This window comes from Sporofaciens sp. JLR.KK001 (genome assembly GCF_036941055.1).
Classification (GTDB): Bacteria; Bacillota; Clostridia; order Lachnospirales; family Lachnospiraceae; genus Sporofaciens.
The window spans coordinates 1525078-1549920 of the sequence record NZ_JAYMNO010000001.1; the positions used below are offsets into that span (position 1 = coordinate 1525078).

The 24843-nt window shown below is 49.8% G+C and carries 27 protein-coding genes and 1 pseudogene; 9 read left to right on the forward strand and 19 right to left on the reverse strand.

The annotated features are described in order from the left end of the window. Positions 1-40 precede the first annotated feature (40 nt). From VSQ62_RS08220 to VSQ62_RS08250, 7 genes are all read left to right on the forward strand, one after another. Positions 41-511: a hypothetical protein gene (locus VSQ62_RS08220; RefSeq protein ID WP_160255078.1), complete on the forward strand. Its 471-nt coding sequence runs from the start codon at positions 41-43 to the stop codon at positions 509-511. A 72-nt stretch (positions 512-583) separates the two neighbouring features. Continuing rightward, positions 584-1255 (forward strand): hypothetical protein, encoded by a 672-nt coding sequence (locus VSQ62_RS08225; protein ID WP_334634240.1) that lies wholly within the window; start codon positions 584-586, stop codon positions 1253-1255. A gap of 565 nt (positions 1256-1820) precedes the next feature. Continuing rightward, positions 1821-2342: a plasmid mobilization protein gene (locus VSQ62_RS08230; RefSeq protein ID WP_334634241.1), complete on the forward strand. Its 522-nt coding sequence runs from the start codon at positions 1821-1823 to the stop codon at positions 2340-2342. Then, positions 2343-3695 carry a relaxase/mobilization nuclease domain-containing protein gene (locus VSQ62_RS08235; RefSeq protein WP_334634243.1) on the forward strand — a complete coding sequence of 451 codons (1353 nt, stop codon included), beginning with the start codon at positions 2343-2345 and terminating at the stop codon, positions 3693-3695. Next, positions 3692-4588, forward strand: a complete 897-nt coding sequence (locus VSQ62_RS08240) for a ParB/RepB/Spo0J family partition protein (RefSeq protein ID WP_334634244.1) — start codon at positions 3692-3694, stop codon at positions 4586-4588. The genes VSQ62_RS08235 and VSQ62_RS08240 overlap by 4 nt, the downstream gene beginning before the upstream one ends. Before the next feature lie 9 nt (positions 4589-4597). Next, entirely contained in the window at positions 4598-4882 is a 285-nt protein-coding gene (locus VSQ62_RS08245; RefSeq protein ID WP_334634245.1) for a hypothetical protein, read from the forward strand. A gap of 85 nt (positions 4883-4967) precedes the next feature. Further along, positions 4968-5429, forward strand: a complete 462-nt coding sequence (locus VSQ62_RS08250) for a recombinase family protein (protein ID WP_334634246.1) — start codon at positions 4968-4970, stop codon at positions 5427-5429. 104 nt (positions 5430-5533) lie between these two features. On the opposite strand, the gene VSQ62_RS08255 is transcribed toward VSQ62_RS08250, so the two are convergent. The 10 genes from VSQ62_RS08255 to VSQ62_RS08300 form a co-directional block, all read right to left on the reverse strand. Next, complete coding sequence (locus tag VSQ62_RS08255; protein WP_334634248.1) at positions 5534-7171, reverse strand: recombinase family protein; 1638 nt, start codon at positions 7169-7171, stop codon at positions 5534-5536. Next, positions 7155-8819, reverse strand: coding sequence for a recombinase family protein (locus VSQ62_RS08260; protein ID WP_334634250.1), 1665 nt, complete (start codon positions 8817-8819; stop codon positions 7155-7157). The genes VSQ62_RS08255 and VSQ62_RS08260 overlap by 17 nt, the downstream gene beginning before the upstream one ends. Before the next feature lie 135 nt (positions 8820-8954). Further along, positions 8955-9128, reverse strand: coding sequence for a hypothetical protein (locus tag VSQ62_RS08265; protein ID WP_002578908.1), 174 nt, complete (start codon positions 9126-9128; stop codon positions 8955-8957). Between the two features lie 129 nt (positions 9129-9257). Then, positions 9258-9479 carry a hypothetical protein gene (locus VSQ62_RS08270; RefSeq protein WP_083909971.1) on the reverse strand — a complete coding sequence of 74 codons (222 nt, stop codon included), beginning with the start codon at positions 9477-9479 and terminating at the stop codon, positions 9258-9260. 150 nt (positions 9480-9629) lie between these two features. Then, positions 9630-10100, reverse strand: a complete 471-nt coding sequence (locus VSQ62_RS08275) for a sigma factor-like helix-turn-helix DNA-binding protein (RefSeq protein WP_016284683.1) — start codon at positions 10098-10100, stop codon at positions 9630-9632. A 398-nt stretch (positions 10101-10498) separates the two neighbouring features. Beyond that, a complete protein-coding gene (locus tag VSQ62_RS08280; protein WP_334634251.1) occupies positions 10499-10762 on the reverse strand; it encodes a hypothetical protein in 264 nt (87 codons plus the stop codon). Then, a complete protein-coding gene (locus tag VSQ62_RS08285; protein ID WP_334634252.1) occupies positions 10762-11397 on the reverse strand; it encodes an ABC transporter ATP-binding protein in 636 nt (211 codons plus the stop codon). The genes VSQ62_RS08280 and VSQ62_RS08285 overlap by 1 nt, the downstream gene beginning before the upstream one ends. A gap of 13 nt (positions 11398-11410) precedes the next feature. Next, a complete protein-coding gene (locus tag VSQ62_RS08290; protein ID WP_334634255.1) occupies positions 11411-12847 on the reverse strand; it encodes an ABC transporter permease in 1437 nt (478 codons plus the stop codon). A 135-nt stretch (positions 12848-12982) separates the two neighbouring features. After that, positions 12983-14080 carry a sensor histidine kinase gene (locus tag VSQ62_RS08295; RefSeq protein ID WP_334634256.1) on the reverse strand — a complete coding sequence of 366 codons (1098 nt, stop codon included), beginning with the start codon at positions 14078-14080 and terminating at the stop codon, positions 12983-12985. Beyond that, positions 14077-14742, reverse strand: a complete 666-nt coding sequence (locus VSQ62_RS08300; RefSeq protein WP_334634258.1) for a response regulator transcription factor — start codon at positions 14740-14742, stop codon at positions 14077-14079. Before VSQ62_RS08300 ends, VSQ62_RS08295 begins: the two co-directional genes overlap by 4 nt. A gap of 353 nt (positions 14743-15095) precedes the next feature. Between VSQ62_RS08300 and VSQ62_RS08305 the strand changes: the two genes are divergently transcribed. Next, the gene (locus VSQ62_RS08305; protein WP_334634259.1) at positions 15096-15479 is read left to right on the forward strand and encodes a helix-turn-helix domain-containing protein; all 384 of its coding nucleotides are present in this window, start codon (positions 15096-15098) and stop codon (positions 15477-15479) included. Positions 15480-15551: 72 nt separating this feature from the next. Here the strand turns inward: VSQ62_RS08305 and VSQ62_RS08310 are convergent, their stop codons facing one another. After that, positions 15552-17156 carry an IS110 family RNA-guided transposase gene (locus tag VSQ62_RS08310; protein ID WP_304429581.1) on the reverse strand — a complete coding sequence of 535 codons (1605 nt, stop codon included), beginning with the start codon at positions 17154-17156 and terminating at the stop codon, positions 15552-15554. Positions 17157-17717: 561 nt separating this feature from the next. Beyond that, positions 17718-19136 carry a relaxase/mobilization nuclease domain-containing protein gene (locus tag VSQ62_RS08315; RefSeq protein WP_334634260.1) on the reverse strand — a complete coding sequence of 473 codons (1419 nt, stop codon included), beginning with the start codon at positions 19134-19136 and terminating at the stop codon, positions 17718-17720. Positions 19137-19238: 102 nt separating this feature from the next. On the opposite strand from VSQ62_RS08315, the gene VSQ62_RS08320 reads away from it, so the two are divergent. After that, positions 19239-20651: an ATP-binding protein gene (locus tag VSQ62_RS08320; protein WP_016297419.1), complete on the forward strand. Its 1413-nt coding sequence runs from the start codon at positions 19239-19241 to the stop codon at positions 20649-20651. A gap of 112 nt (positions 20652-20763) precedes the next feature. Here the strand turns inward: VSQ62_RS08320 and VSQ62_RS08325 are convergent, their stop codons facing one another. From VSQ62_RS08325 to VSQ62_RS08355, 7 genes and pseudogenes are all read right to left on the reverse strand, one after another. Next, complete coding sequence (locus tag VSQ62_RS08325; RefSeq protein ID WP_004070769.1) at positions 20764-21108, reverse strand: plasmid mobilization protein; 345 nt, start codon at positions 21106-21108, stop codon at positions 20764-20766. A gap of 47 nt (positions 21109-21155) precedes the next feature. Further along, positions 21156-21290, reverse strand: a pseudogene (locus VSQ62_RS08330) (DUF3848 domain-containing protein); the annotation flags it as partial. A gap of 190 nt (positions 21291-21480) precedes the next feature. Then, entirely contained in the window at positions 21481-22380 is a 900-nt protein-coding gene (locus VSQ62_RS08335) for a DUF6017 domain-containing protein (protein ID WP_334634262.1), read from the reverse strand. Positions 22381-22447: 67 nt separating this feature from the next. Continuing rightward, positions 22448-22633, reverse strand: a complete 186-nt coding sequence (locus VSQ62_RS08340) for a hypothetical protein (RefSeq protein ID WP_334634264.1) — start codon at positions 22631-22633, stop codon at positions 22448-22450. A gap of 25 nt (positions 22634-22658) precedes the next feature. Next, on the reverse strand, positions 22659-22934 hold the full coding sequence (locus VSQ62_RS08345) for a DUF5720 family protein (RefSeq protein ID WP_004054662.1): 276 nt from the start codon (positions 22932-22934) through the stop codon (positions 22659-22661). 11 nt (positions 22935-22945) lie between these two features. After that, positions 22946-23881 carry a ParB/RepB/Spo0J family partition protein gene (locus VSQ62_RS08350; protein WP_334634265.1) on the reverse strand — a complete coding sequence of 312 codons (936 nt, stop codon included), beginning with the start codon at positions 23879-23881 and terminating at the stop codon, positions 22946-22948. Further along, positions 23838-24659 (reverse strand): ParA family protein, encoded by an 822-nt coding sequence (locus tag VSQ62_RS08355; RefSeq protein WP_016220475.1) that lies wholly within the window; start codon positions 24657-24659, stop codon positions 23838-23840. The genes VSQ62_RS08350 and VSQ62_RS08355 overlap by 44 nt, the downstream gene beginning before the upstream one ends. Positions 24660-24843 lie beyond the last annotated feature (184 nt).

Below are 24843 nucleotides of genomic sequence, written 5' to 3' on the forward strand. Positions count from 1 at the left end.
TTTGTGGAGAACGAAAAATTCAGAATTTGAGGGATAAAATATGGGAGTGTTAGAAACAGTTTTTAATTCAAGAAAATTTGATTTGAATGATGATGTTCTGATGGAATTTAATAATTATTTTGATGAAAAAAGTAGGGATTATAACAGCTTCTGTTTAGATGAAGAAGATATTACTTCCCTACGAAACCTTGTAGCACAGATTAAGGTTGCTGACTCAGATAGTGCAATTTATGTATCTACTTATGGCTATGAAATTACAAATAGTAAAGGAGAAAAATCAACATACGCCGATGCTCTTTGGATTGACACAGTTCTGCCTATTTCCAAAATAGAGGCACTTATTGAAGAAAGTGGTGTTGCTGAACCAAGTGATATTTCTTTTGTTAGCGATAGTGATGAATGTGGGAACTGTAAAGTATGGCTTATAGCTCATAAAGAGAATAATCCTTGTATTATTGAGATGACTGACCATAAGAAAATAGACCATATGATAATATTATATTGGGATTGATGAATTATTAAAATTCCTGTTTGTCGAGAAGTCAAGAATAAAAAGAAATCGGAATTTCATAAGGAGAGGATAATGGTTAAAGAAGTAAAATGGACAAAATATTTATGGCTGAGCCTGCTCTCATTTGGAGCATTTATGCTTGAATTGCTGTCAATATTTGCAATTGAAGTTATATTTCTGCATGTAGACATACAGAATTATACAATGCAGCAAAGAAGTATTCATTGTATCATAATGGTTTTTATGTGGGCGTTTTTCATTGGTGTTCTCCTGCTTTTTTCAAGGAAGCATTATCATTTTCCAGAAAAGGGAAGCAAAAGGGATAAGATTTCCTCGAAAAGTTGGATCGTAACGCTTGCTTGTTTCATTGGCTGCAAAATTATGACTTTCATTGATTGGCATACATTAAAGATTGTCGGAGAAGCACAGGGTAAAACTGTATTCCAATTTTGCGCGCAATATTTATACTATATATTTGAAGTACTGCTTGTTATTCTAATCATAATATACGGGCAAAAAGCGATTGAAACTCTGTTGAAAAAAGAAAGCCCAATTCCTTTTGGCGGTATTATATTGGCTATGACATGGGGAGCGATTCATTTTGTGTCAAGGGGGGTAGGTCTTGAAATATGGAACGGAATTTCTACTATGATGTTTTCTGTTCTTAGCGGTGTAATGTATCTAAGATTAAACAGGAAATACCTATATAGCTATCTTTTCATCGCTATAGGTTATTTGCTATAATTTCCTATTTATCGGGCAAACAACATTTCACCAAAAAGCCAGACACATAATGCGCAGAGTCGGCAGGCTTGTGAGCAATCACAGCCTGTCGGCTCTGCTCTTTTATCCAAAGATAAACGAACATGATTTTTATTTGAAATTAAATAGTATTCCCACCTTCCGAAAAAATATTCAAAACCTTTTCGGAAAGTATTGACAAACACTTATTTCATTCAGTATAATAAAACACTCTTTTATGAGAACCACAACCAATTACATATCCTCACAGAATTTGGAAGTACGGCTTTGCACCGTACACGCCTGCGGTATGCGAAAAGGAAATACCGCCGCTTTTGAAACTGCTTTGAACTGTCGGCAACAGATAAGCGTAACAGACAGTTTCGACTTTGAATCTCAAAGCCGGTTACATGAATGTGAAACCAACATCACAAAGGGATAAGTCTATCCTTTTGTCGGTGAGTTGGTACGCATTTGTGTGCCGGCTTTTTTGCTGCCCAAATGCCGGTTACAACTGAATGACTGGCTGAATGGGATATGATTTTGCGGCAACCTCTTTTTTCGGAGAGTGAGCGGAACAACGCCGCCTGAGATGGGGGCAGGGACAGAAAAACGACATTCAGACAAACCGGCGGAAAACAACAGATGGTATGCGGCAGAAAGAGTGTCGCATACCGCAGCAAGCAGGGAAACTGTATTGACAGTTTCCACCCCAACCGGCTTTAAGAGCCGATTGCCTTTGGGGAATACCCCAAGTCCCTTAAAAAATCAAGAAAGGACTGATGTTATGAACGAATCCAAGAACAAGAATTTATTTATCCGTGTGAGCGAAAAAGAGAAAAATATTATTGAGCAGAACGCCAAAAAGTGCGGGCTTTCCGTGTCAGAGTATCTCCGCCAGCGTGCTTTGGGGTATATGCCGAGAGCCGTCCTGCCCGAAGCATTTTTCTCTTTTAATGATAAGCTGGATGAACTCCGCGTCTCTGTCGAAGGCAAAATTACAGCGGATACGGAAGAAAAAATAATTGCCTTGATTGATGGAATCACAGCCGAGTTAATTCTCCCTCAAAAGGAAAAGGCGGTGGTATAAATGGCGACTACCGGCTTCTGGCCTGTCAAAGACAGGCTGAAGGAAGTGATTGACTATGCGGAAAATCCCAACAAAACCATTGATAAAAAGTATGTGGACAGCGATTTATACGCCGCCCTGCGGTATGTTTCCAATGGCAAAAAGACCGACGAGCGTATGTATGTCAGCGGCATCAACTGCAACGCAAAGCGGGCGTATGAGCGTATGACGGCAACGAAAAAACGCTTTGGGAAAACAGGCGGCAATGTGGCGTACCACGGCTACCAGAGCTTTCAGACCGGCGAAGCCACGCCCGAAGAAGCGCACAAAATCGGCATGGAAACCGCAAGGCGGATGTGGGGAAGCGAGTACGAAATTGTTGTTACCACACACCTTAATACAGACAATGTCCATAATCATTTTGTTGTAAACTCTGTATCTTTTAAGACGGGCAGGAAGTTTGAAAACCATATCTCCGACCACTACCGCCTGCGTGAAATCTCCGACGCCGTATGTCTGGAACATGGGAAAAGTATATTGAAAGACACAGAGTTTTACGGCGGGAGCAGAAAAGAATACCGGCTGAAACAAAACGGCGGGCTGTCGCATCGGGAGATTTTGAAAGCAGATATTGACGCCGCCCTTGCCCAGTCCGCCAACTTCAAGGCATTTGAAATCCGCTTAAAGGATATGGGCTATGAAATCTGCCGAGATGAAAACTTCGCCCATTATTCCGTAAAAGGGACAGGCTGGCAGAGGGCAGTCCGCTTAGACCGGCTTGGGAAAGAATACACGTCCGAAGCAATCAGGGCAAGGCTGCTTGACAACCAGCGGCACGTCGGCTATGTCCCATTCCACAAACCCAAATATACGCCGCTCCTTACGCTCGAAATTGAGTACCGTAAAATACAGCGCATGGACGGCATACAGATACTTTTCGCCCTTGTGATTGAACTTTGCAGGCTGATTACGGGAAACAATATTACTCCTGAAACTCCCCATCCGCTCTCCCCCGCTATGCGGCAGGAAATTGTAAAATTAGATAAAACGCTGAAAGAATACAAGCTCTTATGTGAGAACAACATTGATTCCCCGCAGGAGCTTGTTTCTTTTATCAGTAAAAAGCGTGGGCAGATTTCCGATTTGGAAAAAGAAAGTCAGTCAGTTTACAACCGCAACCGCCATAAGAAAAGTGAGGAATTAAATGCACAGGCAAGAGAAATCTCCGCCAGGATAAAACCTCTGCGGGCGGAATTATCCCTTGCAAAGGCTGTCCTTGAAAAAATACCGAAGCTGCAAGCGGTAATTGAAGCCGAACGGCAGGCGGAAACCGCCGTTATAATTGAAAATAAGGAAAGAAGGCATGCACGATGACAAATACAGAAATTAAAACCAAGAACCCGCCGAAGAAAAAGGCAGCGAATATCCAAGTAGATAAACTCCGTACTTTTGAGGGACATCCCTTTAAGGTACTGGATGATGAAGATATGGGCAATCTTATCGAAAGCATCAGGCAGCAAGGCATTATCTCCCCGCTGATTGTAAGAGCGATTGAAAGCACAGATGAATATGAAGTGATAAGCGGACACAGGCGTTTACACGCCGCTGTCAAAGCAGGACTTTCCGAAGTTCCAGCCTTAATTTATCCCCTTGACCGCAGCGAAGCGATGATTGCGGTTGTAGACAGCAACCTGCACCGTGAAAGGCTGCTCCCAAGTGAAAAAGCCTTTGCCTACAAAATGAAAATGGATGCAATGAAAGCACAGGGCAGGAGAACGGATTTAACTTTGTCGCAAGCTGCGACAAAGCCAGATACCGCCGCCGAAATAGGAAAATCACAGAATGAAAGCCGTGACCAAGTATTCCGCTATATCCGTCTGACTTACCTTATCCCCAAACTGCTTGACAAGGCTGACGAGGGCATTGTCGCACTCAGCCCCGCCGTAGAACTGTCCTACCTCTCCAAAGAACAGCAGAAAATATTGCTTGACGCAATGAGCCTGAACGACTGCACACCCTCCCACACACAGAGTATCCGCATGAAGAAACAGGCGCAGCAGAATACTCTTTCTTCGGACAGTATTTATGAAATTATGTCAGAGGAAAAAGGCAACCAGACCGAACGTATCAGCTTTAAAGTACAGGATTTAAAGGGATTTTTCCCGAAAAACTTTACGCAAAAACAGATGACGGACACGATTCTGAAACTGCTTTATGAGTACAACAGAAAACTGGAACGAAGCCACAGAAGCCGTGAGGAAAGGTAAGGTAGCATTATGAAAAAATTAGAAACCTTTACAGTCAATCCAAATGCAGTCTATATGCTGCCGCCTGAGCCGATAGATGAAAATGAGAAAATCAATTTATCGCAGGAAATACTGCCCCGCTGTCCCGATATCCGCATTGAAAGTGGGAAATTAGTACGTTTCAGCGGGGAAAACGAGTTTTCATTAATAATTGGCGGCACAACCTACGAGGTCAATACCCATTTCAGCAAGAAAGGAAAACAAAGCGTATTGGAGCAGTTTAAGGAACTGATATTGTCCGAAAAGCTAGTTTAATATTGCACATTGGAAAAAGATAACTGGGTATAGTAAGATAATCTTGCCCTTGCTATGCCCAGTTGTCGGAAAGGAGCAAAAAATCATGACAACAGCAACGAAAATAAATGGGCAGACCGAAGAAAAAATCACAGCTTTGTATTGCAGGCTGTCGGTTGACGATGATAATAAAGACGAGGAATCCAATTCCATAACGAACCAAAAGCAGATTTTACAGGATTACGCCCGCAAAGAGGGATACAACAACACCATGTTCTTTGTGGACGACGGCGTGTCGGGGACGACCTTCCAAAGACCAAATTTTATGCGTATGGAACGTATGGCGGAAAACGGTGAAATCAGCACGATTATCGTAAAAGACCTTTCCCGCTTCGGGCGTGAGCAGGTGGAAATGGGCAGGCTTACGCAGGTGGTGTACCCTTCCCTCGGCATCCGCTTTATCGCCATACAGGAGCGTGTGGACACTCTGACCGGCGACGGCGTGGAGATGATGCCCTTCCACAATATTTTCAAGAACACGAGGCATTTGGGAGGGGTAAACTGCTAATTTCTCTCCAATTCGACAAATCAGTGTGCAACAATCAAATATCGCTGCTGTTACAGAATGTTTCCGTCTGGCTGCTGATGCGGTCAGGCGCTTTTTTTGCCCGATCACACCAGCCCAACAAAGCGGTAGTAAATTTTAATGTCCTGGTGTCTTTGACCGTCTATGACGGTTCGTTCTCCAACTTCAATGCGGTCAATCAGTTCCTCAATGATTTCCCGGTTCAGTTCCTGCAAGTCCAGATACTGCCGGATGGTTCCGGCCCACTGGTGGATATTGGCGATGTCCTGCTGGGCTTTTCGTTCCCCGGCTAACAGACTGTCCAGGCGTTCCGATTTCTGGATGCGTTCCTGCTCGTTCTTTTGAATCAGAACCGAGAAGGAATCGCCGCTGATTGCCCCGCTTACCTTATCTTCATAAAGTTTTGCAGTGATCTGTTCCAGCTCCTCCAAACGCCACCGTAAACGGCTGATTTCCTGTCGGCAGTCCTCTTGTTGAGCGGCGCTTGCGGATTGTATGTGCTGCTTCAGCTTATCCAGTACAGCGGCTTCATCGGCTGCAACCGCTTTTCCATGCGCCCGGATTTCACTCAGCACCAAGTTTTTCAAGCTGATCTCAAAAATCCGGTGCCATGAGCAAACGCTATGTCCGGTAGTGGCAAACCGGGAGCAGAAATAAGAAGTATAGTGCTTGACAGTGCCATTTTTCCGGCGCTGTGTTTCGCGGGCGGCAACCAGAGGATGCCCACAGTCCGCACAGACCAACTTTCCGGTAAACAGAGATGCTTGGGGCGGCGTATTGTTAGCGGAAATCTGTTTCGCCGCCTGATTGATTTTCTGGACAGCCTCCCACAGCTCCGGCCCGATAATCGCCTCGTGCGCGCCCTCATGGGAAATCCATTCCGATTCCGGTTTCCTTATCATAGTCTTGTCTTTATAGGAACGGGAGCCGGTGCAGTTCTGTGTGAGCGTACCGACATAAATATCATCGTTCAGAAGGCTTCGGACGGTTGCGTAAGCCCACAGCCGCGAATACTTGCAGCTGCCATTTCCGTAATGGACCGCCCAGTACCAGCGGGGAGGGAGAATCCCTTTCTCATTCAGGGCGGCGGCGATTTTCCCATAGGCCATGCCGGACTGACGCATCTGGAATATCTGCCGCACAACAGCGGCGGATTCCCCGTCAATCACCAGCTTGTGTCTGTCCTCCTCGCTCTTGCGGTATCCGTAGGGAGCGTAGGCGGCAAGATACTGGCCGCTTTTCTTCTTGGCATGAAGCACTGACTTGACCTTGCTGGACAGGTCCTTGAGATGGTAGTCATTCATCAGACTGCGGAAGTGCAGCATATCGGTGTTGTCCCCCTCGCTGTCCAGGCAGTCCAGAACCGATACGAACCGGCATCCGAGGGAAGGGAAAATGACGTCCGTATAACGGCCCACCTCCACAAAATCCCTGCCCAGGCGGGAAAGGTCCTTTACCAGAATCAGGTTAATCAGGCCATGCCTTGCGTCCTCCAGCATTTCCAAAAATCCGGGCCGCTGAAAATTGCCACCGCTGTACCCATCGTCCTGATAGGTCTTGACCTCGATCCAGCCGTTGAGCATGACGAATTTGGAGAGGATTTCATATTGGTTCTCAATGCTCACCGATTCATCGCTGGGGATATAGCCCTTCGCTTTTGCGGAATTGGAGGCGTCATCCACACTCAGGCGGCAGTAGATACCGACTTTATATTGCTTCGCCATAATCCTGCCCCCTTTCCTGTGCCAGCGCCCCATCCACATTCCCGACATAGCGGTAGTACACCTTGACCTCACAAATCCGCTGCCCGTTGACCTTCTGGGTATCGCCAACCTCGATCCGGTCTACCAGTTCAAAGAGAATGGTTTCGTCCAGTTCCGAGATTTCGGTATAGCGCCGGATAATTTCCAGCCAGCGGTCGGTATCCACCTGGTTTTCCAGGTGCGCCCGGACTTTCCTTTCCAGTTCCGGGACTGCCTCCGCCTTTTCTGCCCGTTCCGCTTCATATTTCTGCATCAGGGTCTGAAATACCGTCTGCGGGATGGAGCCGGTGCATTTGTCCTCGTAGAGATTCTGCATCAGGCGCTCCAAATCGGAAATACGGGCTAAGGAGGATTTTAATTCCTGCTCATAGGAGAAAAGCCGGGTGTGGGATTCCTTCTCCTTCAGCCGGAGAATCTCGCCCATCAGCCGGTCCGGGTCATATTCCGCAAAGCGGGCCTTTTCCCGGATGTCCTCCAATACCAGCTGGGTCAGCACCGTTTCATAGATGGTGTGGATGGTACACGCGCCCCTTCCGCTGCGGGAGTAGTTGCCGCAGATGAAAGAGCTGTACCGTCCCGGCCTGCCATCCTTATAGGTGAACTTTTCGATGTGGTTCCGCATTTTGAAACCGCAGTCGGCACAGTACACAAGTCCGGTGAAGATGCTCTTGCAGCCATCGGACGGGGCGCTTTTCCGCACCTTCTTTTTGCCGATGCTGGCTACGGTATCCCACAGTTCCCGCGAAATAATAGCTTCGTGGGTCCCCTCCACCCGAATCCACTCGTCCTCCGATTTATTGACGAGCTTGCGGGATTTATAGGAGAGTGTGCCGCTTTTGCCCTGTACCATGTTCCCGATGTAGACCTCGTTGCGGACCATGTTTTTAACCGTCTGGTCGGCCCATTTGTGGTTGACCCTGCGGGGGTCGCTCTGGCCCTTGCGCTGGTAGTACAGCACACCGGGCGGCTGAATCCCTTCTTCATTGAGCGCCACCGCGATGGCGTGAAATCCCATGCCTGATGCCCGCATTTCAAAGATACGGCGAACAACCGGCGCGGTTTCCTCGTCAATCACCAGATGATGCTTATCCAGCGGGTCGCGCCGGTAGCCATAGGCGGGGTAGGTTCCCATGAATTTTCCGTTTTCGGCACAGGCTCTCTTGACCGCCTTGACCTTCTTGCTGGTGTCCCGGCTGTAAAATTCATTAAATAAGTTCAAAAAGCACATGACATCGGTGCTTCCGTTGTCGCTCATGGTGTCAATTCCGTTGTTCAGCGCGATGAACCGGCAGCCAAGGGAAGGGAACAGGTAATCCGTATATTGTCCAAATTCGATGTAGTTGCGGCCAAAACGGGAAAGGTCCTTCACCAGAATCACATTGATCCGCTTTGCCTTTGCGTCCTCGATTAACCGCCTGACGCCTGGGCGGTTGAAGTTCGTGCCGGAGTATCCGTCGTCGATATAGACATCGACCTCATTCCAGCCGCGCTGCCTGACATAGTTTTGAAGCAGCAGCTTCCGGTTCTCAATGCTGACCGATTCCCCGTCACGTTCATCGTCGTTACTTAACCGGCAGTAGATGCCCACGTTGTATGTTGTATCCATCATCTTTCTTTTACCTCCCGACCATCTCAGAATCCATACCTCGTGCGGCAAAATGGCTCCGCAGGTTTTACCCTGCATGAATATCTTACCGGAGAATCCACCGCCGCGCAATGATACGGCAGGCCGCGAGGCTTTCTGTTATTTGGAACCGCTGGCAGCTGGAATGGCTTCCGACATGGCGCGTCTGACTGCCAGCTGTTCCAGCGTCTTTCCCAGGTCCTTTTCTCCCGAAAAAAAGCTGGTGACGCGATAAATTGTTTTCCCGATCCGCACCTCTTTGTAGGAGCTTGTCGGGGTTGTCTGTTTGGTCATAAAGACGCACCTCCGTTCAAAAATTGTTTTTGCTCTATGGTTAAAAAGCAGCCGTATCGAAAGATAAGGGCGGCGGTTGCCGCTGGATACCGTCCGGTACGGCTGTTGCAATTCTGTTTGGATGGTTCGTCATATTTGCCACGCCCCCTGACGATAGGGACATAACAGGCCGCTCCCGGCAGAGCTGTCATAACTCCGCAGCGCCGTTTTACTCGTGCGCCGCAGGGTTCCCCCCAAGTCTTTGGCGGGCCGTGAGGAAGTATCTTTAAGCCCCCGCACCATCATCGCGCCCGGAACGCCATCTCCGGGTTTAAGGCTGGACGTAGATCGCTCGGATTGCCTGTCTGTCATCACCTCCTGCAAGCAACCGTCCTGGCGGCGCGCCTTTTCCGCTTCGATACGGGTTATGTACCTGTTATGCCGTATATTCAGTTGTCAAGCTGCAATGAGGGGCAAGAGGACTTGTCCCTTCAATGTGTAGGCATTGGGAAAGGCGATTTGTTAAGCCTTTTTCAAAAAAATCTTGATTTTATTTATTCGCTGTGTGATTGCGCTCCGGGAACAGTTCCACAGCCTTGCGACATCGGCCTGCCGGTATCCGTCCACAATGAGCAGGGTCAGCAGTTCCAGATCGTCCTCCGGCAATTTGCAGAGCCGCCGGTACAGCAGTTCATCCTCCAGGGAGGACAGCCAGCCAAACCGCCGGGAATCCACATCGCCGGTGTCCCAGGTGCAGGACAGGGATTCAAATTTTCGGAACAGGCAGGACTGCTCGCTCTCGTCCTCACACTGTTCGCTGGGAAGGGCCTGTACGCGGTTCTGATAGGTCCGCTGGCTGCAAAACCAGGACCAGTCATATTCCTTCATCGCCGCGATCTGCCTATCGTCCATACCGGCCGCGCGGTATTCCTGTTCCAGCCGGGTCCATTCTGCATCAAACTTCCTTTTTTCGTATCCATAGTGAAATCCCATAGTTTTCCTCCATTTCGATTCAGGCGTGGTTGACGGGTGAATCGAATGGAGGCGGGGACCGGCAGCGACACTGTTCGGGCTGATTCGCTAAAAAACAGCAAACAAAAACGCCAGCATCACAAAACAAGATGCTGACGCAATAAGGCAATATGGATTGATTATTCTGAAAAAACAACCATGATAATGCCGGTGGGGGAGCATAGTATTCCCAAAAAGAAATTAGGCTTTTTTTGACAGGTAGTTCCCGAAGAAATTAGGAATGCAGCAAAATATCCACATAGCGACTACCTCCTAAAGCCGCCAAATCTAAAGGCGGCGGCACTTTTTACCAAAGTACCGCCGCTATATGGAACATATATAAAGCTAATATGGAACCTGTGTGAAACGGGAATTTTTTCTTACTCCCTCGGTGTGACTACAATACCGTCCGCATTGTCCGGGTCGCGGAAACTGTAAGTAAAACCGTCAGGTAAGGTTACATCGTCGGAATTGCCCTCGGTGTCCAAGCCCGGTTCGGTGTCGATTGCAATGTCTGTATCATCAATTTCCACTGAGTTCCCTAAATTCGTGTCCTGATCTGTGCCATCTTTCTGAGTGGTACAGCCGGTGAACAGCAAGAAGCAGACCAGCATACACGCCAAAATAGCAGTGATTTTCTTCATCACATTTCCCTCTCTTTCAAATGTCCTCGTTTGATTTCCAGCACCACATCCGCCTGTTTTGCCACCTCGCCAGAGTGCGTTACGACCACCAAGCACTTCCCGAACGTATGGGCGCTCTCTTTCAAAATCGCCGTGATTTCCTCGGCGGTGTCGGCGTCCAAGTTCCCGGTCGGCTCGTCCGCCAGAATGACCGGGGCATCGGAAGCCAACGCCCGCGCAATCGCCACCCGCTGTTGCTGTCCGCCGGACAGTTTCAGCACATTCCGGGTGATCTCGTCCTGCTCCAGCCCCAGCCGTTCCAGAATGGGGGCGGCGTCCAGCTTGGCGGTAAGCCGCACATTTTCAACGGGCGTCATGTAGTCGATCAGGTTGTAACTCTGGAAGATCAGCGAGATATTGTTCCTGCGGTGGTGTTCCAACCCCTTTGCCGTAATGTCCTCGCCGTCAAACAGGACGCCGCCCTGTGTCGGCACATCCAGCCCGCCCAGCAGGGACAGCAGCGTGGTCTTGCCAGACCCGGACGGGCCGAGGATGGCGTACAGCTTCCCGGTTTCCAGTTCTGCGCTGACGTTCTGCAAAACCGCCTTGCCCTTTTCGTAGGCGTAAGAAATATTTTTCAATTCCAATGTAGGCATGATAGTCCCTCCTTTAACTCATTTTTGACAGGATTTCACGGGGTTTCAGCCGCATGACCGTGATAGACGATGCGCTGACCGCCACAATGATGATGGCAAATCCGATCAAGTAGAGCTGGGCAAGGTTATCCAGCCCAACCGATACCTGGATGCCGTTTTCAGTGGGTAAGGGCTTTTGCACGAGATTATCCGCGCCTATCTCAACGGAGGCGGCAACGGAAACAACATCGTTATCGTCCTCCGGCCCGGTCTGCATACTCTGCTCCAACAGGTGGTTGCCGATCTGCCCCGCTATGGCGTTGCTGGTGAAGTAGGACAGGCCAAAGGCGAGGACGGCAATCAGCAGCACCTCAATCAAATACTGCCCGATAATAGCCGATTTCCTGATACCCACGGACAGGAATACGCCGATCTCATGGATGCGGGTCTTTGTCCAAAGGGTCAATATCAGGGCCAGAATGATGGCGCTGACAACGATAATCACCACCAGCAGGGTCACGACCAATTCATTCAGCGTAGCCAGCGGAGCGGCGGCGTTTTCGTAGGTTTCATTGTCCACCTCCACGGTAAAGGCTTTCCAGTCAATTCCCGGCAGGGCCTTGACTTCGGCCACCACCCGCGCCATGTCCTGCGGGTCGTCTATGGTAACGTGGAGCGCGGAAAAGCCGTAGTTGATTTCTCCGCCGTCAAATTCTTTTGAGGACTGCAAATCCACAAATACACGGTTCTGGATTTTGTCGTAGGTGGTGACGTTTTCCCCAAACTGCTCCACCGCATGAGGGGTAAACAGTCCAATAATTTGTACCCTGATTTCCGGCCCGGTAAAGCCCTGATCTTCCACGCTGTAACTGTGGGCGGTGAGATAGTCCCCGATCTTCAACTCGTTTCTTTCCGCCAAGTCCTGGCTGATGATTGCCACATGGGTATCGTCGGTGGTAATATGCCGTCCCTCTGCCAGCGTCAGTGTGCCGGTGGTGAAAAGTTCATCATCTTCCGTGTTGCAGACGCCCAGGGCCTTTGTATATCCCTGATACTTCGCATCAGTCGAGATCGTTCCGGGGAACAGGGAAAGCCCGTCAAATGGCAAAAGATTGTCCTGCCTTGCACCACAATACTTCACACCAGAAACACCTTTGATGGCCGCAATGTTCTCTGGTGTAAACTGTACGGTGGAATACATGAGAAAGCTGCTTGATGTCTTGCCGCTTTCCTCGTCCACTTCATCTTTGACGGGTTCCTTCACCACATAGGGGCTGTTGCTCCAATCCACAAAAACGTCAAATTTTCCGCCCAGGCTCTGCCGTAGGTCAAGCTGTGCGGCCTCCGACGCTTTCCAGATGGAAAGGCCCGTCAGGACAAAGGTTGCCATAATCAGCAGGATGGCGAACAGGAGAAGTGTTTTCCCCCGTTTTCGCGTGACGTATAGAAACGCCCTTTTGAAAATACTCATAGTCGATACCTCCATATCGTTGTGCTGTTCTTCTGAACGCACCCGTAGAATAGCATCCCAATGTGGAATGGGTATGAAACGTATATGGAATTATGGTAGAAATGAAAAACTCCCCAGCCGGGGAGTTTTCCGAATTTATAGCTGAATTGTGAAACGCATCCCCGGCGGGGACTTCATCGGCTTAAAAAAATAGGGAACGTCCATAGAGGTCAAAAGCGTGTCCACGATATAGAGGCCCAGGCCGTTGCCCCCGCTCTCCCGGCTCCGTGAGAAGTCTGGACGATAGAACGGTTCAAACAGACGGCGGATTTCATCGTCAGGGATAGGCTTGCACGCGTTTTCGACCACAAGGCTGCGCCCCTCCATATAGACGGAAACATTTTTCCCGGCCTCTGTATAAGCGACAGCATTTGCGAGGATATTAGACACCGCTTTACTGAACGGGCCAACAGGCAGCACAGCGGAAAACTGCTCCGGCAAGTCAAGAGAGAATGTAATTTGATGTGCCGCCGCAATCAGTTGGTAGGGTTCACATAGTTCCGCCAGCAGTTCAGACACATCAACCTGTTTTGGCGGTTCGGCGATCAAATTCAGCTTGGAGGTTTCCAGAATTTCATGTATCATCCCGGAAAGCTGCTCCACCATTTCCTTGCACTCCGGGAGATAGGCAGCGTAATCCTGATACTTCCCAACGCCTAAAATCATATTTTCCAGGGTGGCGTTCAATGTGGTCACAGGTGTTTTCAGTTCATGGGACGCCGCCCGCAGGAAGTCCGCCTTGGCCCGCTCCATATCCCGCACAGCGTCCTTTTCCCGCTCCAGATGTTCGATGGTGGACAGCAGATTAGAATATAGGTCATTGACATTCTGCGCCAATGTACCGATTTCATCCTTGGTATGAATAGAGCAGTTTGCTCCGTGGTCTAATTTCATCATCTGCTCGGTTGACGCAGAAATCTTCTTGATAGGGTCGGCAATCGCTTTGGAAAACAGGAGGGAACAGACAACGGAAATCAGCAGGGAACAGCTTAACGAGATAGGCAGGGCTTTTTCTACTGCCTCGGTCACAAACTGCTCCTGCCGGATGCTGACAACAACATCATCTTGGGTACTCAATGCAAGCTGCATCTGTGGGGCAAGCAGATAGATCAGCCCATGCGTGACAACAACGACAAATAACATGATGCTCATGGTATAGAGAAATATCTTCGGAAACAATTTTAAGCGTTTCATGGCTGCACCTCATATTTATAGCCGATACCCTTGACTGTTACGATGCAGTCAAGCCGCAGTTTTTTCCGCAGATTTTTGATGTAGGTGTCCACAGTTCGGTCGATGATCGGATAGTCAGCGCCCCACAGTTCGTCCAAAATCTGCGAGCGGGTCAGCACCAGTCCTTTATGTTCCACCAGCAGCCGGAGCAGATCAATTTCCTTGGGCATGATGTCGATCTTCCCGGCGCTGTCGCTGGCGGTGTAGCCGGAGAAATCGACGGTCACATCGCCAAAGGTTATCGTTTGGGGTAACGGGGCCTGCCCGCTTCGACGCAAAAGGGCGGTAATCCGCCTCCCCAGCAATACCATAGAAAAGGGCTTTGTCATGTAGTCATCGGCCTGTTCGTCAAAACTTCTGACCTGGATGTATTCATCCTCAAGAGCTGTAAGCATCAGAATGGGCGTTGTGCTTGTCCGCCGTATCTCATGTAGGACGGACAGCCCACTGACATGGGGTAGCATAATGTCCAGTACAACAAGGTCAATGTTGTTCTCACGGAAAAGCTGTATTGCCTCCCCGCCGTCATAGGCTGGGATAACCTTGTGGCCTGCGGGCTTTAGATATTCACAGATTGCATCGTTAGTTTTATGATTATCCTCAACAATTAATAATGTTGTCATTGTAGCACCTCCTTGGGGATAGTGTAATATGGGAATGTGGAATGGGTATGAAATTTTGGACTTTTTCAAAATTATAAATAGTTTTGGCGTGTAGTCAACCGTATCTGCTTCATGCCCCGTATCCGATCACTCTCCTGATCGTTGACAGTCAGAGAGATTACAATGTATCTGTGTGTTCTGGCTTAATCAACTGGCACAGCTCATACTTTATTATAGATTAATTCGGTTAGTGATACAAGAATGGCGCTCACATTCCTGCTAAAAAATCGGTATAATCACACCTTTCAACCGGTACAATAAGGTTATTCCGGAAAAGAAATCGGAACGATACAATATTGATGAGGTGAATGATTATGCCGATTAATGATTTAACCGCGTTAGGTCAAAAAATGCGGGAAGCCCGAAAAAGAAAAGACCTGACACAGCAGGAGCTTTCTGATTTGAGCCATGTATCTGTAAAGCAGATTGCCAAGATTGAAAAAGGGCAGATGAATCCGTCCTTTTTGATTTTGAAGGCACTGGCAAAGGTACTGCCGATTTCTCTGGATTCTTTAATCAATCCGGATGTTTCCCCGGAAGATGAGGGAGCCGGTCAGATGAAGATGCTGTATTGCAGCTGCCCGTCAGAAATGCGTGAAACCCTCTTGCACCATACGCAGGAAACCATGAAAGAACTAACCGAACGATCCGAGAAGTATGAAAGCTTTGTAGGACTTGTAGAGTGCAAAAGGGCATAAAATCCCCCTCCCCATGAAAAGGGGCTTTTTAAATGGGATACGATATGATACAATAAGCTACAGCAATCCAGTTTAGGCTGTAGCAGTTGCCACCGCAGGATCTTTTGGATGACAATTTAGGGCATGACCCTGTTGGGAGCCGGAGATAAGTACCGGACTTCCATTTACAGATTCCTGTATTGGCTGGGATATATCTGCACTTCCTGAAGTGGATTGCTTTTCTTTTGCATCCTGGACAACAGGTGACTTGCTGCAGGTATCTGTCGTTTCTGTCTCCTTGCCACAGCACTGTGTCTCAATCAGGTGGATCGTGCTTTCATCAGCGCCCTGTTCTTTTAAGAAAGCGATGACATTGTTTAAATTCAGCCCTTTAGTTTTCTTGGTGTTTTGTATGGTATCTTCATAATCCACCGGGAGGAAATCTGCATCATCCCGGATCATATGGTAAATGGCCACAAGCATTTTTCTTGCGATAGCGATGATCGCTTTTTTGTGGCCCCGGCGCTTTTTCAGCGTTTCGTATTTACAATGGAAATAGGGATCTTTCCGCGTGCTTTTTGCAGCCGCAAGCGCACATTGGACGAGCAGGGGCTTCAGATAATGCCCGCCGTCCCCCGTCCTTGTGGACTTCTTCTTCCCTGCGCTTGCATTATTTGCCGGAGAGAGACCCGCCCAGCAGGAAAGAGCGGCATCATCCTTCCAAACGGACATGTCTGTCCCAATCTCACCCAGGATATACAGGGCGGATATGTCCGTGATACCTACCATCGTTACCAGATGGCGGATGATACGGAAGTATTTTTGACGGTAATATTCCAGTTTTTCATCAATCAACCGGATGCATTCATTCAGCTGCCCGAGATGTAGCTGGATGATGTTCAGTTTGTCGCGCTGGACTCCTATGAATTCATAGCCGTGGATGCTTTCAAGGATATCTTCGTTGGATGCCTGAACCCGGCGGTCCACCAGGTTCAGTATCTCCTCATCGCTGACCTGGTCCGGATCTGTCTCGATCAGATATTCCATGATGGCAGATGCAGATTTTCCAAAGGGATCGGAGAACACGCAGTCCAGCCTCACCTTGGATACAGTCATGGAATTTTGGAAACGGTTTTTCTCGGAAGTCCGCATGTAAGTAAGCTTCAGACGGTAGCGGCACAGTTCCCTCAAATCCCGGATGTCCGCTGGTGGGATGAAGGATGCCACGACAAGATCCATCCGGAACAGGCTGGCGATATGGATGGCATCCCGGAAATCCGTTTTCCGCCCTTTGGCCTGTTTGACGTATTTCGGATGTGTCAGGACGGGCTTGAGACCGCACTGCTCCAGGATATTGAAAACAGGAATCCAATATTTGCCGGTAGATTCCATGCAGACATCTCGTACACCATGGGCTTTGAACCATTGCGCCATATTGCGGATATCCTTGTTTGTCGACTGGAACTGTCTGACGTAAAAGACTGCTTTCAGGGTTTCGGGATCCGTCCGGCAGACGGCGGCCATGAGGATTTCCTTGTGGACATCAATGCCCGCGCAGACCGGGCGTTTGATATCACCGTCAGCAGATGTGATGACGCGGGTGCCGTCATCAAGTGTAAGGCATTTGAGTTCTTCGGAAGAATAGGTTCCCTCAGACCGGATGTGTTTCTTTTGTGTATTGCGTTTTTTTGATGCCATAGGGGCCTCCTTTCAGAAATGGAAGGGCTGAAAAAGAGACGCCGCAGTGACTGCTATCCCTGCGGGAACCCTTTAAGGACGGGTTTATTCATAAGTATACGGGCTTTAAAAGCGCCTATCATTTGTGCAAGAAGGATGGCGGCAACTGATAAATTTTCGGGCTCTGGATCTCCAGGCGTTACAACGTGCTCTGTAGTATGCTGGCGTCTCTGAAAATAAGAATACACCCATTTAGTCTATATGGAAATATGGAATCGAGGCTTTCGTCATCATTTGTGCCGCCGCAGGCGGTATGGTAACAAATTTGAAACGAATTGAGCCGGTGAGTGAATTTAACAAATTCCTCACCGGCTTTGTTCTTTTTCGAGAAAAAGAAGGTTATCCCGTTCCGGGATAACCGTGGCAAGCAATGCCCCAGGATAGCCATCCGGCTCCTGGCGCTGCTTGTTGGGGATTCCCCAAGCCCCTTTTGAACACAGAATTTCATTCTGTGGCTGCGCGTTCTTTCGGAACGCTTTTCACCTGCCTGCGGCGGTGAGAAAATGCGAAAAAACAGGCGCGTCAGCGATCCTGCCCCTGTTCCTTTTCCCGGTCATTCTGGCGTTCCTCCCCATATCCCATCAGCCGATCCACGTTGGCTTTCGCGGCCAGCAGTTCCCGCATTTCCTCGCGGGAGCGCCGGTACTCGGCATAGTCTTTTTTCTTTCCTTCCAACAATGTTGCGTACTCGGCCTGCAAGCTCTTGACGGTGGGCAGCTTCTTGATACCCAAATCGTCAAATGCCTGCTTTGCCGCCTTGTGGAGCAGAATATCCGCTTCATGTTCCGCTAAAAATTTCTTGGAATATCCCGCCTTGCGGTAGGCCGCATAGACCTCGCGGGTTTTCACATAATTGATGATGTGGGTCCGCAGTACGGCTATCTCCGCCATGCGGGTTTCCGCCGCCTTGATCTGTGCCGACAGCTCATTGTGGCGGGTGGTAGCAGCAGCCGCTTTTTCTTCCAAGACTGCGTATTCCAGCAGGCCATGCTCGGTGAGATAGTTCATTGTCTGCGCCATCTGTTTCAGATTGAATACCTTTGCCCAACGCGCGTAGCCAGCGCCTTTTCCGGCCTGCAATTTTGCCTGAATATCCACCAGAAGATTGACCTTGGGCGGCTCTGATTGAACAGCCGCTTTCTTTCTTGGGGTATGCTCTTTTTCCCCAGCCAGTACCGCCCGGATTTCATCTTCGCTGTACCCTTGTCCCAGCTTTTCATCCATGCGGGCAACATTTTTCCAGCCGGGGGCTTTGAGCCGGATTGCCTGTCTCCGGCGTGACACCTCACAACCCATTTCCGCAAGCAGCTTTAACAGCCCGTCAAAGTCTGCCGGTTTCTGTTCTAATGCCTGGTCAATCATCACGCGGAGCTGTTCCCGGTGAGAGGGCTTCGCCTGATCCCCCAGCCATTTGTTGTAGCTTTTTCCATGCGGTTTTGGGTCCTCTACAATGGAATAGCCGTTCTCAACGCAGATGGTATCATTCAGCCGCCGGACCGCGCGGGTGCTGCCCCAGAAGTTTCGGAATTTCCGGTCACAGTTCAGATTGACTGCGTTCCAGATGATGTGATTATGGATATGGGACTTGTCGATATGGGTGCAGACCACAAAGGCGTGACTGCCCTTGGTGAACCGCTTTGCAAACTCCACGCCCAGCCGGTTTGCTTCTTCCGGGGTAATCTCGCCGGGGACAAAGGACTGCCGGACATGGTAGGCCAGCACATCGTCCGCGCCCCGTACCCGTCCAGTGGTGGAAATGTACTCCCGTTTTGACAGCAGAAACTCGGCATCGGCTACCCGGCTGTCACACGCAAAGCCGGTGACGAGCCTGCCGTTATCTGTCTTTTGCGGGTTGGATACATAGTCAATAATGTCACTGACCGCTTGGCTTTCGGTGCGGCCCTTGCCGATGTGCAGCGGCATGATGCGTGTAGTTGCCATGATGGAATCCTCCTCTCTGAACTCGTTTCTTTTATTGCAATAAATCCTTTTGGCGGGTATAATAAAATAAAAATTTTTCTGCACCTCAAAGGAGTGCCTTTTATGATAGAAAAATGGATAGCAGAGGCAACGGAATGTGATTTCAAAGTTGCCGTTGAAATTAAAAAACCAAAAAGCTGGCTGAAAAGCGTCAGTGCCTTTTCTAACGGTATTGGAGGGACGCTGTTCTTTGGCATTGACGATAATCAGAATACGGTCGGCCTGCCCGACATTCAAGGTGATGCCGAGGCCATCAGCCGCTTTATTAAGGAGCGGATTACACCCATCCCTCAATTTGTGCTGACCCCGTTTCAGGAAGATGGAAAGGATATGCTTGCCTTAAAAATTCCAGCTGGGACCTCTACACCCTATTACTATAAGGCAGACGGTATTATGGAAGCCTACATCCGGGTTGGGAATGAAAGCGTGGCTGCGCCTGATTACATCGTCAACGAACTGATTTTGAAAGGAACACACCGGTCCTTTGACGCGCTGGTGACAGATGCCCCCAGGAAAGATTATAGCTTTACACTGTTGGAAGCAACCTACCTGGAGCGTACAGGACTGCGGATGGAACTGCCGGACTACTGTTCTTTTGGCCTTGCGGATAAAAATGGGATGCTCACAAATGCCGGAAGGCTGCTGACGGATCAGCGCACTGTTTTTAACTCCCGGATATTCTGCACCCGCTGGAATGGTTTGGAGAAAGGCTCTATCTTTGATGATGCGCTGGATGACAAGGAGTATGAGGGCAGTCTGATTTATCTCCTGCAAAGCGGCTGTGAATTTATCCGAAACAACTCCAAAGTCCGTTTCGCAAAAGAAGCGCAGTATCGTGTGGATAAACCTGATTACGCAGAGAGGGCAGTAACCGAGGCTGTGGTCAATGCCCTGATCCATCGGGATTATATCGTTTTGGGCAGCGAGATTCATATTGATATGTACGATGACCGGGTAGAGATTGTATCGCCAGGTGGAATGTTCGAGGGTGCGCCTGTTCAGGAATGTGACATCAATACAATCCGCTCTGTACGCCGGAATCCAGTCATTGCAGACTTGTTTCACCGTATGAAATATATGGAACGGCGGGGAAGCGGTCTGCGTAAGATCGTAAGTGAAACAGAAAAACTGCCAGGGTATGAAGAATATCTAAAACCGGAGTTTTTCTCAACACCATCGGATTTCAGGGTGATTTTGAAAAATGTGAATTACATCATGAGTGGTAGTTCCACACATGAAACCACACATGATACCATACATGACCTTGCTTTGACGCAAAAACAGGCTCTTTTATTGGACTTCTGCACCGAGGCCAGAAGCAGGGATGAGATGCAGTCATTTGTTGGGATTACAAACCGCTCTCATTTTAGTAAGGCTTATTTGAAACCGCTGTTGGCATCTGGGAAACTTAAAATGACCATTCCTGATAAGCCTAAGAGCCGGAGCCAAAAATATATTACAGCAAAAGAGCAATAGGCCAATCCGGGTTGTGGCTGGAATCAGCCGATATTCCGGCAAAAAGAAAAAGCGGAGGAAGGCGCGGCGAAGAACGCCGTTCCTCCCTCCGCAGATGGGGTAAACTATCCGGTCAGGAGAGCTTGGAAAGCTGGGCCAGTATCTTCTGCACACCCTCCCAAAGCTGTTCCTGCCGCTGGGATATATCTTCCAAATCAGCGTCATAAACCCGCCCGGTTTCATGCACTTTACGGGTCAGCTGGTTTAAGTTGTTGCTGGAATAGCGCATCAGGGACACCAGCTCCTTCAGCTCCGGCAAATCCAGCTTTACCACATAGCCGTCCAGCGCCATTTTCCGCAGATAGGCTTCACGGTTGACGGTTCCAAGCTGGGACATTTTCTGCTCAATCAGGGCCAGCTCCTCCGGGGAAACCCGGAAATTCACCTGTACCTCCCGTTTCCGCTTTGCCGCGCTCATCGTTCCGGTTCCCGTTTCTTAGGGGCGGCGGGTCTGCGTTCCGGCGGCTCCTGATAGCCGGTTTCCAGCTTTTCAAAATGGCGGTACACATCGGCCAGCGGAGAGGGGGAATCCAGAAACACCTGGGTCTGAGCATCTGTCAGTTCCAATACCTCCATCGCCATCACAATATCCTCCTGGATGAGCGTCAGGGTTTTGCTTTCCACTTCATCCTGCATGGGTGTTTCGCCTCCTCTCTATGGATCCTCTTCATGGTTTCTCTATCGGAGCAGGCCTTTCCGGTCATAGTACAGCTGGCAGATTGTCTTTTGCTCAGGCATGGTGCGTGCCCCTTTCTCCCGGCAGTTCCGGGCAGACAAAAACGGCCAGCTTTCAGAAGCCGCCGTACATATCGTGGTTGACCTGTGAGGTGTAATGGTTGCTCATGGTGGTGGGCGCGTTGAACAGCACCGTCAAAAGGTACTGCTTCATGTTCCGTACCTCGGTGGTGTTCTTTTGCAGGCAGTCCATGACAAACTCAATGTGGGAGCTGTCCAGCTTCAGGAAGCGGGAACGCACCACCTCATGGGGGAAGTCCGCCCCGGCAATCCGGGTGGTCTTACGCTTCGCGCAGACGGTTTCCACCAGCAGCTCCACGATCTCGTCCAAATCCTCCCGGTAGGTTCCAAACCGCTGTTTGAGGCAGTCATACTCGATATTCTCCAAAATCAGCTTCCGATAACTTTCCATCTCTGTCAGTGACATCGTTTCCCTTCGCTTCGGTTCCGGTGGCTTTGCCGCCGTTCCCCGGAAAGGAATGGAATCGGTAATTGATCCGTCAGTAATTAATTTTTGGGTATTTAATTTCTCTATACTTATTTGCGTTGGATTTTCCGTTGACGGTTTTCCCGTTGACGGATTATCCGTTGTCGGAAAACCCGACAACGGTTTTGGGGGCAACGGTTTTGGGGGCAACGGTTGGGCGGGCGGTTCCTCTGTTACCGGACGCTCATAAATCACATACTCGTTGGCGCTGAACTTGCCGCCCGCGTCGGTGGTCTGGCGGCGCTTGATGTACCCTGCCTTTTCCAGCTCATTGACTGCGGAGCGGATCGCGTCCTTGCTTTCCCGGTTGATAACGGCCAGGCCGGAAAGGGTGTAGTCCCAATCCTCCGGCAGTGAGAGCATCTGGGACAGCAGGCCCTTTGCTTTCAGGCTCAGGCTCTTGTCCCGCAGATGATAGTTGCTCATGACGGTGTATCCCTGTGTGCGTTCTACTCGAAAAACGGCCATTTTCTGCACTCCTTTCGTTTCCCAGGGCATGAAAAAAGCCACAATCCTGTAAAAAAGATTGCGGCGCTCATTTGCTGGCTGACTTCTGCCTGTACCGGTGAAAAAACGGCGGCATGGGCGGTTTGTCAAACAGGCTCTCTAACTGTGGAAACGTCAGGGTTTGAAAAATCCGGTCAATCTCAATGGTTTCCATGTTTCGCTGGGAGCGGCAGCCCTCCCGGATGGCTTCTCTGATTTCCTTAACGGTACACATATTCATTCCTCTCAATTTGTCGGGTTTACGGGTGGCGTTTCTTTTTGGGTTTGAAGTCCAAAATATGCCCCTCAATGACGCGGGCATACCGTTTGATTTTGATGTCCCGGCGTTTCTGGCTGGCAAGAACGGCCTGGTAGCCGTCCTCGTCCAGAAACAGGCGCGTTTCATCGCCGGGTGCGCCATAGGCGGTGCGGGGCCGCAGGACGGAAAACTCCACCATCCAGCGGGTTTTATCCTGAAACCGTTCCACAGCCAGTATGTTGTGGCCCTTTAACTCCCTGGCAACGTGATCTCTCATAGGCGCTCCTTTCAGCGTTCCTGATCTCTCTGACGCTTTTTCTGCCACTGTTCCAGCAGTTTGATGATGGTTTCCTGCATCCGGGCCGGGGTGTAGCTTTTGGGAAAATACTTCCGCAGGGTGTCGGAGGTAAACGTCACCTTGTCCAGATCGCTTTTCTTTTCCTCGCCCATAATCGCCCGCATTACATCTATGGATAAATGCCCCTCCTGACTGAATTTTTTGAGCCGCTGGGCCTGGGAAAGAGAGGGGGTAGCCTGTTCGCTGTCCATCGCGTCCAGAAGCTGCACCTGTTCTTCTTTTTTGAGAAAGGACAGTTCATAGGCTGGGTTTAGGGCAATTTTCTTTTCGTCCACCATGTTCAGCAGTTCAGGAATTAACTCGGTCAGGCGAATGTAGCGTGAAATCTGATTGCGGCTTTGCCCAACCTGTTCTGCTAAAATTTCTCTGGATTCCTTGCCTTCAAAATTCCGCCCAAGTTGGGCGGAATTTTTAGAGGGCCGACCCGCCTGCCGTTTCATGGCTTCTAATTTCATCTTGTAGGCAAAGGCCCTATCGCTGGGGAGCAGGCTTTCCCGCTGCAAGTTGCTGTCAACCATAATAATCGTGGCGGCGTCATCGTCCAAATCCCGGACAATCACCGGCATGGTTTCTTTCTCTGCCAGTTCGCTGGCCCGATGCCGCCTGTGTCCGGCTACCAGCTCATAGCCGCCCTCCGGGTCAGGACGGGCGATAGCAGGAACCAGAACACCGTACTGCCGGATGCTGTCCGCTGTTTCCATCATGGCATCATCATCTTTGACCTTGAAAGGGTGGCCCTTGAACGAGTGCAGCTCGCTTAAAGGGATTTCTACCACCTTTTCCCGCCCCGCATCGGCGCGGCTTTCCTCGGTGGAAAACAGATCATCGACCGATGCCAGCTCTACTTTTTTCGCGCTGCTTTTCAAGTTTCAACACCTCCTTGGTCAGATTTGCGTAGCCCTCCGCTACTTTGCCGCCTGGGTCATGGGCGAAAATGCTCCTGCCCTCCGCGCTGGTTTCCTTTGCCCGGACAGAATGGGGAATCTCTGTGCCGAATACCTTGATTTTGCTGCCGTAGGTTTCCCGCAGCAGGGCGGCAATCTCTTTGGCAAAGTTGGTGCGGTTGTCCACCATCGTCAGCAGGATACCGTCTATTTGCAGTTTCGGGTTGATCTGCCGCTTGACTTTGGCTACCGTAGAGAGCAGCTGTTCCAGCCCTTTGGCGGGCAGATACTCCGCCTGGACGGGGATTATGATCCGGTTGGCGGCGGCCAGCGCGTTGACGGTGAGCATACCCAGGGAGGGCTGGCAGTCTATGAGGATATGGGAATACTGCCCCTTTACGGTGTCCAGGTATTGCCGCAGAATCGTTTCCCGGCTCATAGCGTTTACCAGCGACACCTCCATACCGGACAGCTGAATATCCGCTGGCATCAGGTCCACGCCCTCCGGGTGGCGCAGAATCCCCTCGCCGGGGCGAACCGGCTGATCGGTCAGGATACGGCCCATTGCGTCAGAGAGGGTAAAGGGCAGCTTATCCGGCTGGGGATTACCCAGGCTGATAGTCAGGCTCCCTTGCGGGTCCCCGTCAATGAGAAGCACTTTCTTTCCGGCCTGCGCCAGTCCTATCCCTAAGTTGGCACAGGTTGTGGTCTTGCCCACACCTCCCTTTTGGTTGGCGATGGCGATGATTTGCGTGTTCAAGATAATCACCTCGTTTCTTGGTATGAAAAAAGGGAGAATGTGACCGGAATCAACATTCTCCCTTAGAAACGATATGTGATTGTGCAATAATCTGTCTTTTGTGAGGTTAGCTTTTGAGAGCCATCTCGCCGCAAACCCGCATGAATACTGGATTTTTGCCTGTTTGCTTTCCCTTTCCCCAATA

Bases quoted from the DNA above. Each gene is read 5' to 3' on its own strand.
- VSQ62_RS08340 (WP_334634264.1), bottom strand. From the start codon at position 22,633: ATGTGTACCGTTAAGGAAATCAGAGAAGCCATCCGGGAGGGCTGCCGC.
- VSQ62_RS08285 (WP_334634252.1), bottom strand. From the start codon at position 11,397: ATGCCTACATTGGAATTGAAAAATATTTCTTACGCCTACGAAAAGGGC.
- VSQ62_RS08345 (WP_004054662.1), bottom strand. From the start codon at position 22,934: ATGAGAGATCACGTTGCCAGGGAGTTAAAGGGCCACAACATACTGGCT.
- VSQ62_RS08325 (WP_004070769.1), bottom strand. From the start codon at position 21,108: ATGAGCGCGGCAAAGCGGAAACGGGAGGTACAGGTGAATTTCCGGGTT.
- VSQ62_RS08270 (WP_083909971.1), bottom strand. From the start codon at position 9,479: ATGACAGACAGGCAATCCGAGCGATCTACGTCCAGCCTTAAACCCGGA.
- VSQ62_RS08320 (WP_016297419.1), top strand. From the start codon at position 19,239: ATGATAGAAAAATGGATAGCAGAGGCAACGGAATGTGATTTCAAAGTT.
- VSQ62_RS08290 (WP_334634255.1), bottom strand. From the start codon at position 12,847: ATGAGTATTTTCAAAAGGGCGTTTCTATACGTCACGCGAAAACGGGGG.
- VSQ62_RS08335 (WP_334634262.1), bottom strand. From the start codon at position 22,380: ATGGCCGTTTTTCGAGTAGAACGCACACAGGGATACACCGTCATGAGC.
- VSQ62_RS08310 (WP_304429581.1), bottom strand. From the start codon at position 17,156: ATGGCATCAAAAAAACGCAATACACAAAAGAAACACATCCGGTCTGAG.
- VSQ62_RS08240 (WP_334634244.1), top strand. From the start codon at position 3,692: ATGACAAATACAGAAATTAAAACCAAGAACCCGCCGAAGAAAAAGGCA.
- VSQ62_RS08260 (WP_334634250.1), bottom strand. From the start codon at position 8,819: ATGATGGATACAACATACAACGTGGGCATCTACTGCCGGTTAAGTAAC.
- VSQ62_RS08315 (WP_334634260.1), bottom strand. From the start codon at position 19,136: ATGGCAACTACACGCATCATGCCGCTGCACATCGGCAAGGGCCGCACC.
- VSQ62_RS08220 (WP_160255078.1), top strand. From the start codon at position 41: ATGGGAGTGTTAGAAACAGTTTTTAATTCAAGAAAATTTGATTTGAAT.
- VSQ62_RS08305 (WP_334634259.1), top strand. From the start codon at position 15,096: ATGCCGATTAATGATTTAACCGCGTTAGGTCAAAAAATGCGGGAAGCC.
- VSQ62_RS08265 (WP_002578908.1), bottom strand. From the start codon at position 9,128: ATGACCAAACAGACAACCCCGACAAGCTCCTACAAAGAGGTGCGGATC.
- VSQ62_RS08275 (WP_016284683.1), bottom strand. From the start codon at position 10,100: ATGGGATTTCACTATGGATACGAAAAAAGGAAGTTTGATGCAGAATGG.
- VSQ62_RS08245 (WP_334634245.1), top strand. From the start codon at position 4,598: ATGAAAAAATTAGAAACCTTTACAGTCAATCCAAATGCAGTCTATATG.
- VSQ62_RS08280 (WP_334634251.1), bottom strand. From the start codon at position 10,762: ATGAAGAAAATCACTGCTATTTTGGCGTGTATGCTGGTCTGCTTCTTG.
- VSQ62_RS08225 (WP_334634240.1), top strand. From the start codon at position 584: ATGGTTAAAGAAGTAAAATGGACAAAATATTTATGGCTGAGCCTGCTC.
- VSQ62_RS08295 (WP_334634256.1), bottom strand. From the start codon at position 14,080: ATGAAACGCTTAAAATTGTTTCCGAAGATATTTCTCTATACCATGAGC.
- VSQ62_RS08255 (WP_334634248.1), bottom strand. From the start codon at position 7,171: ATGGCGAAGCAATATAAAGTCGGTATCTACTGCCGCCTGAGTGTGGAT.
- VSQ62_RS08300 (WP_334634258.1), bottom strand. From the start codon at position 14,742: ATGACAACATTATTAATTGTTGAGGATAATCATAAAACTAACGATGCA.
- VSQ62_RS08235 (WP_334634243.1), top strand. From the start codon at position 2,343: ATGGCGACTACCGGCTTCTGGCCTGTCAAAGACAGGCTGAAGGAAGTG.
- VSQ62_RS08250 (WP_334634246.1), top strand. From the start codon at position 4,968: ATGACAACAGCAACGAAAATAAATGGGCAGACCGAAGAAAAAATCACA.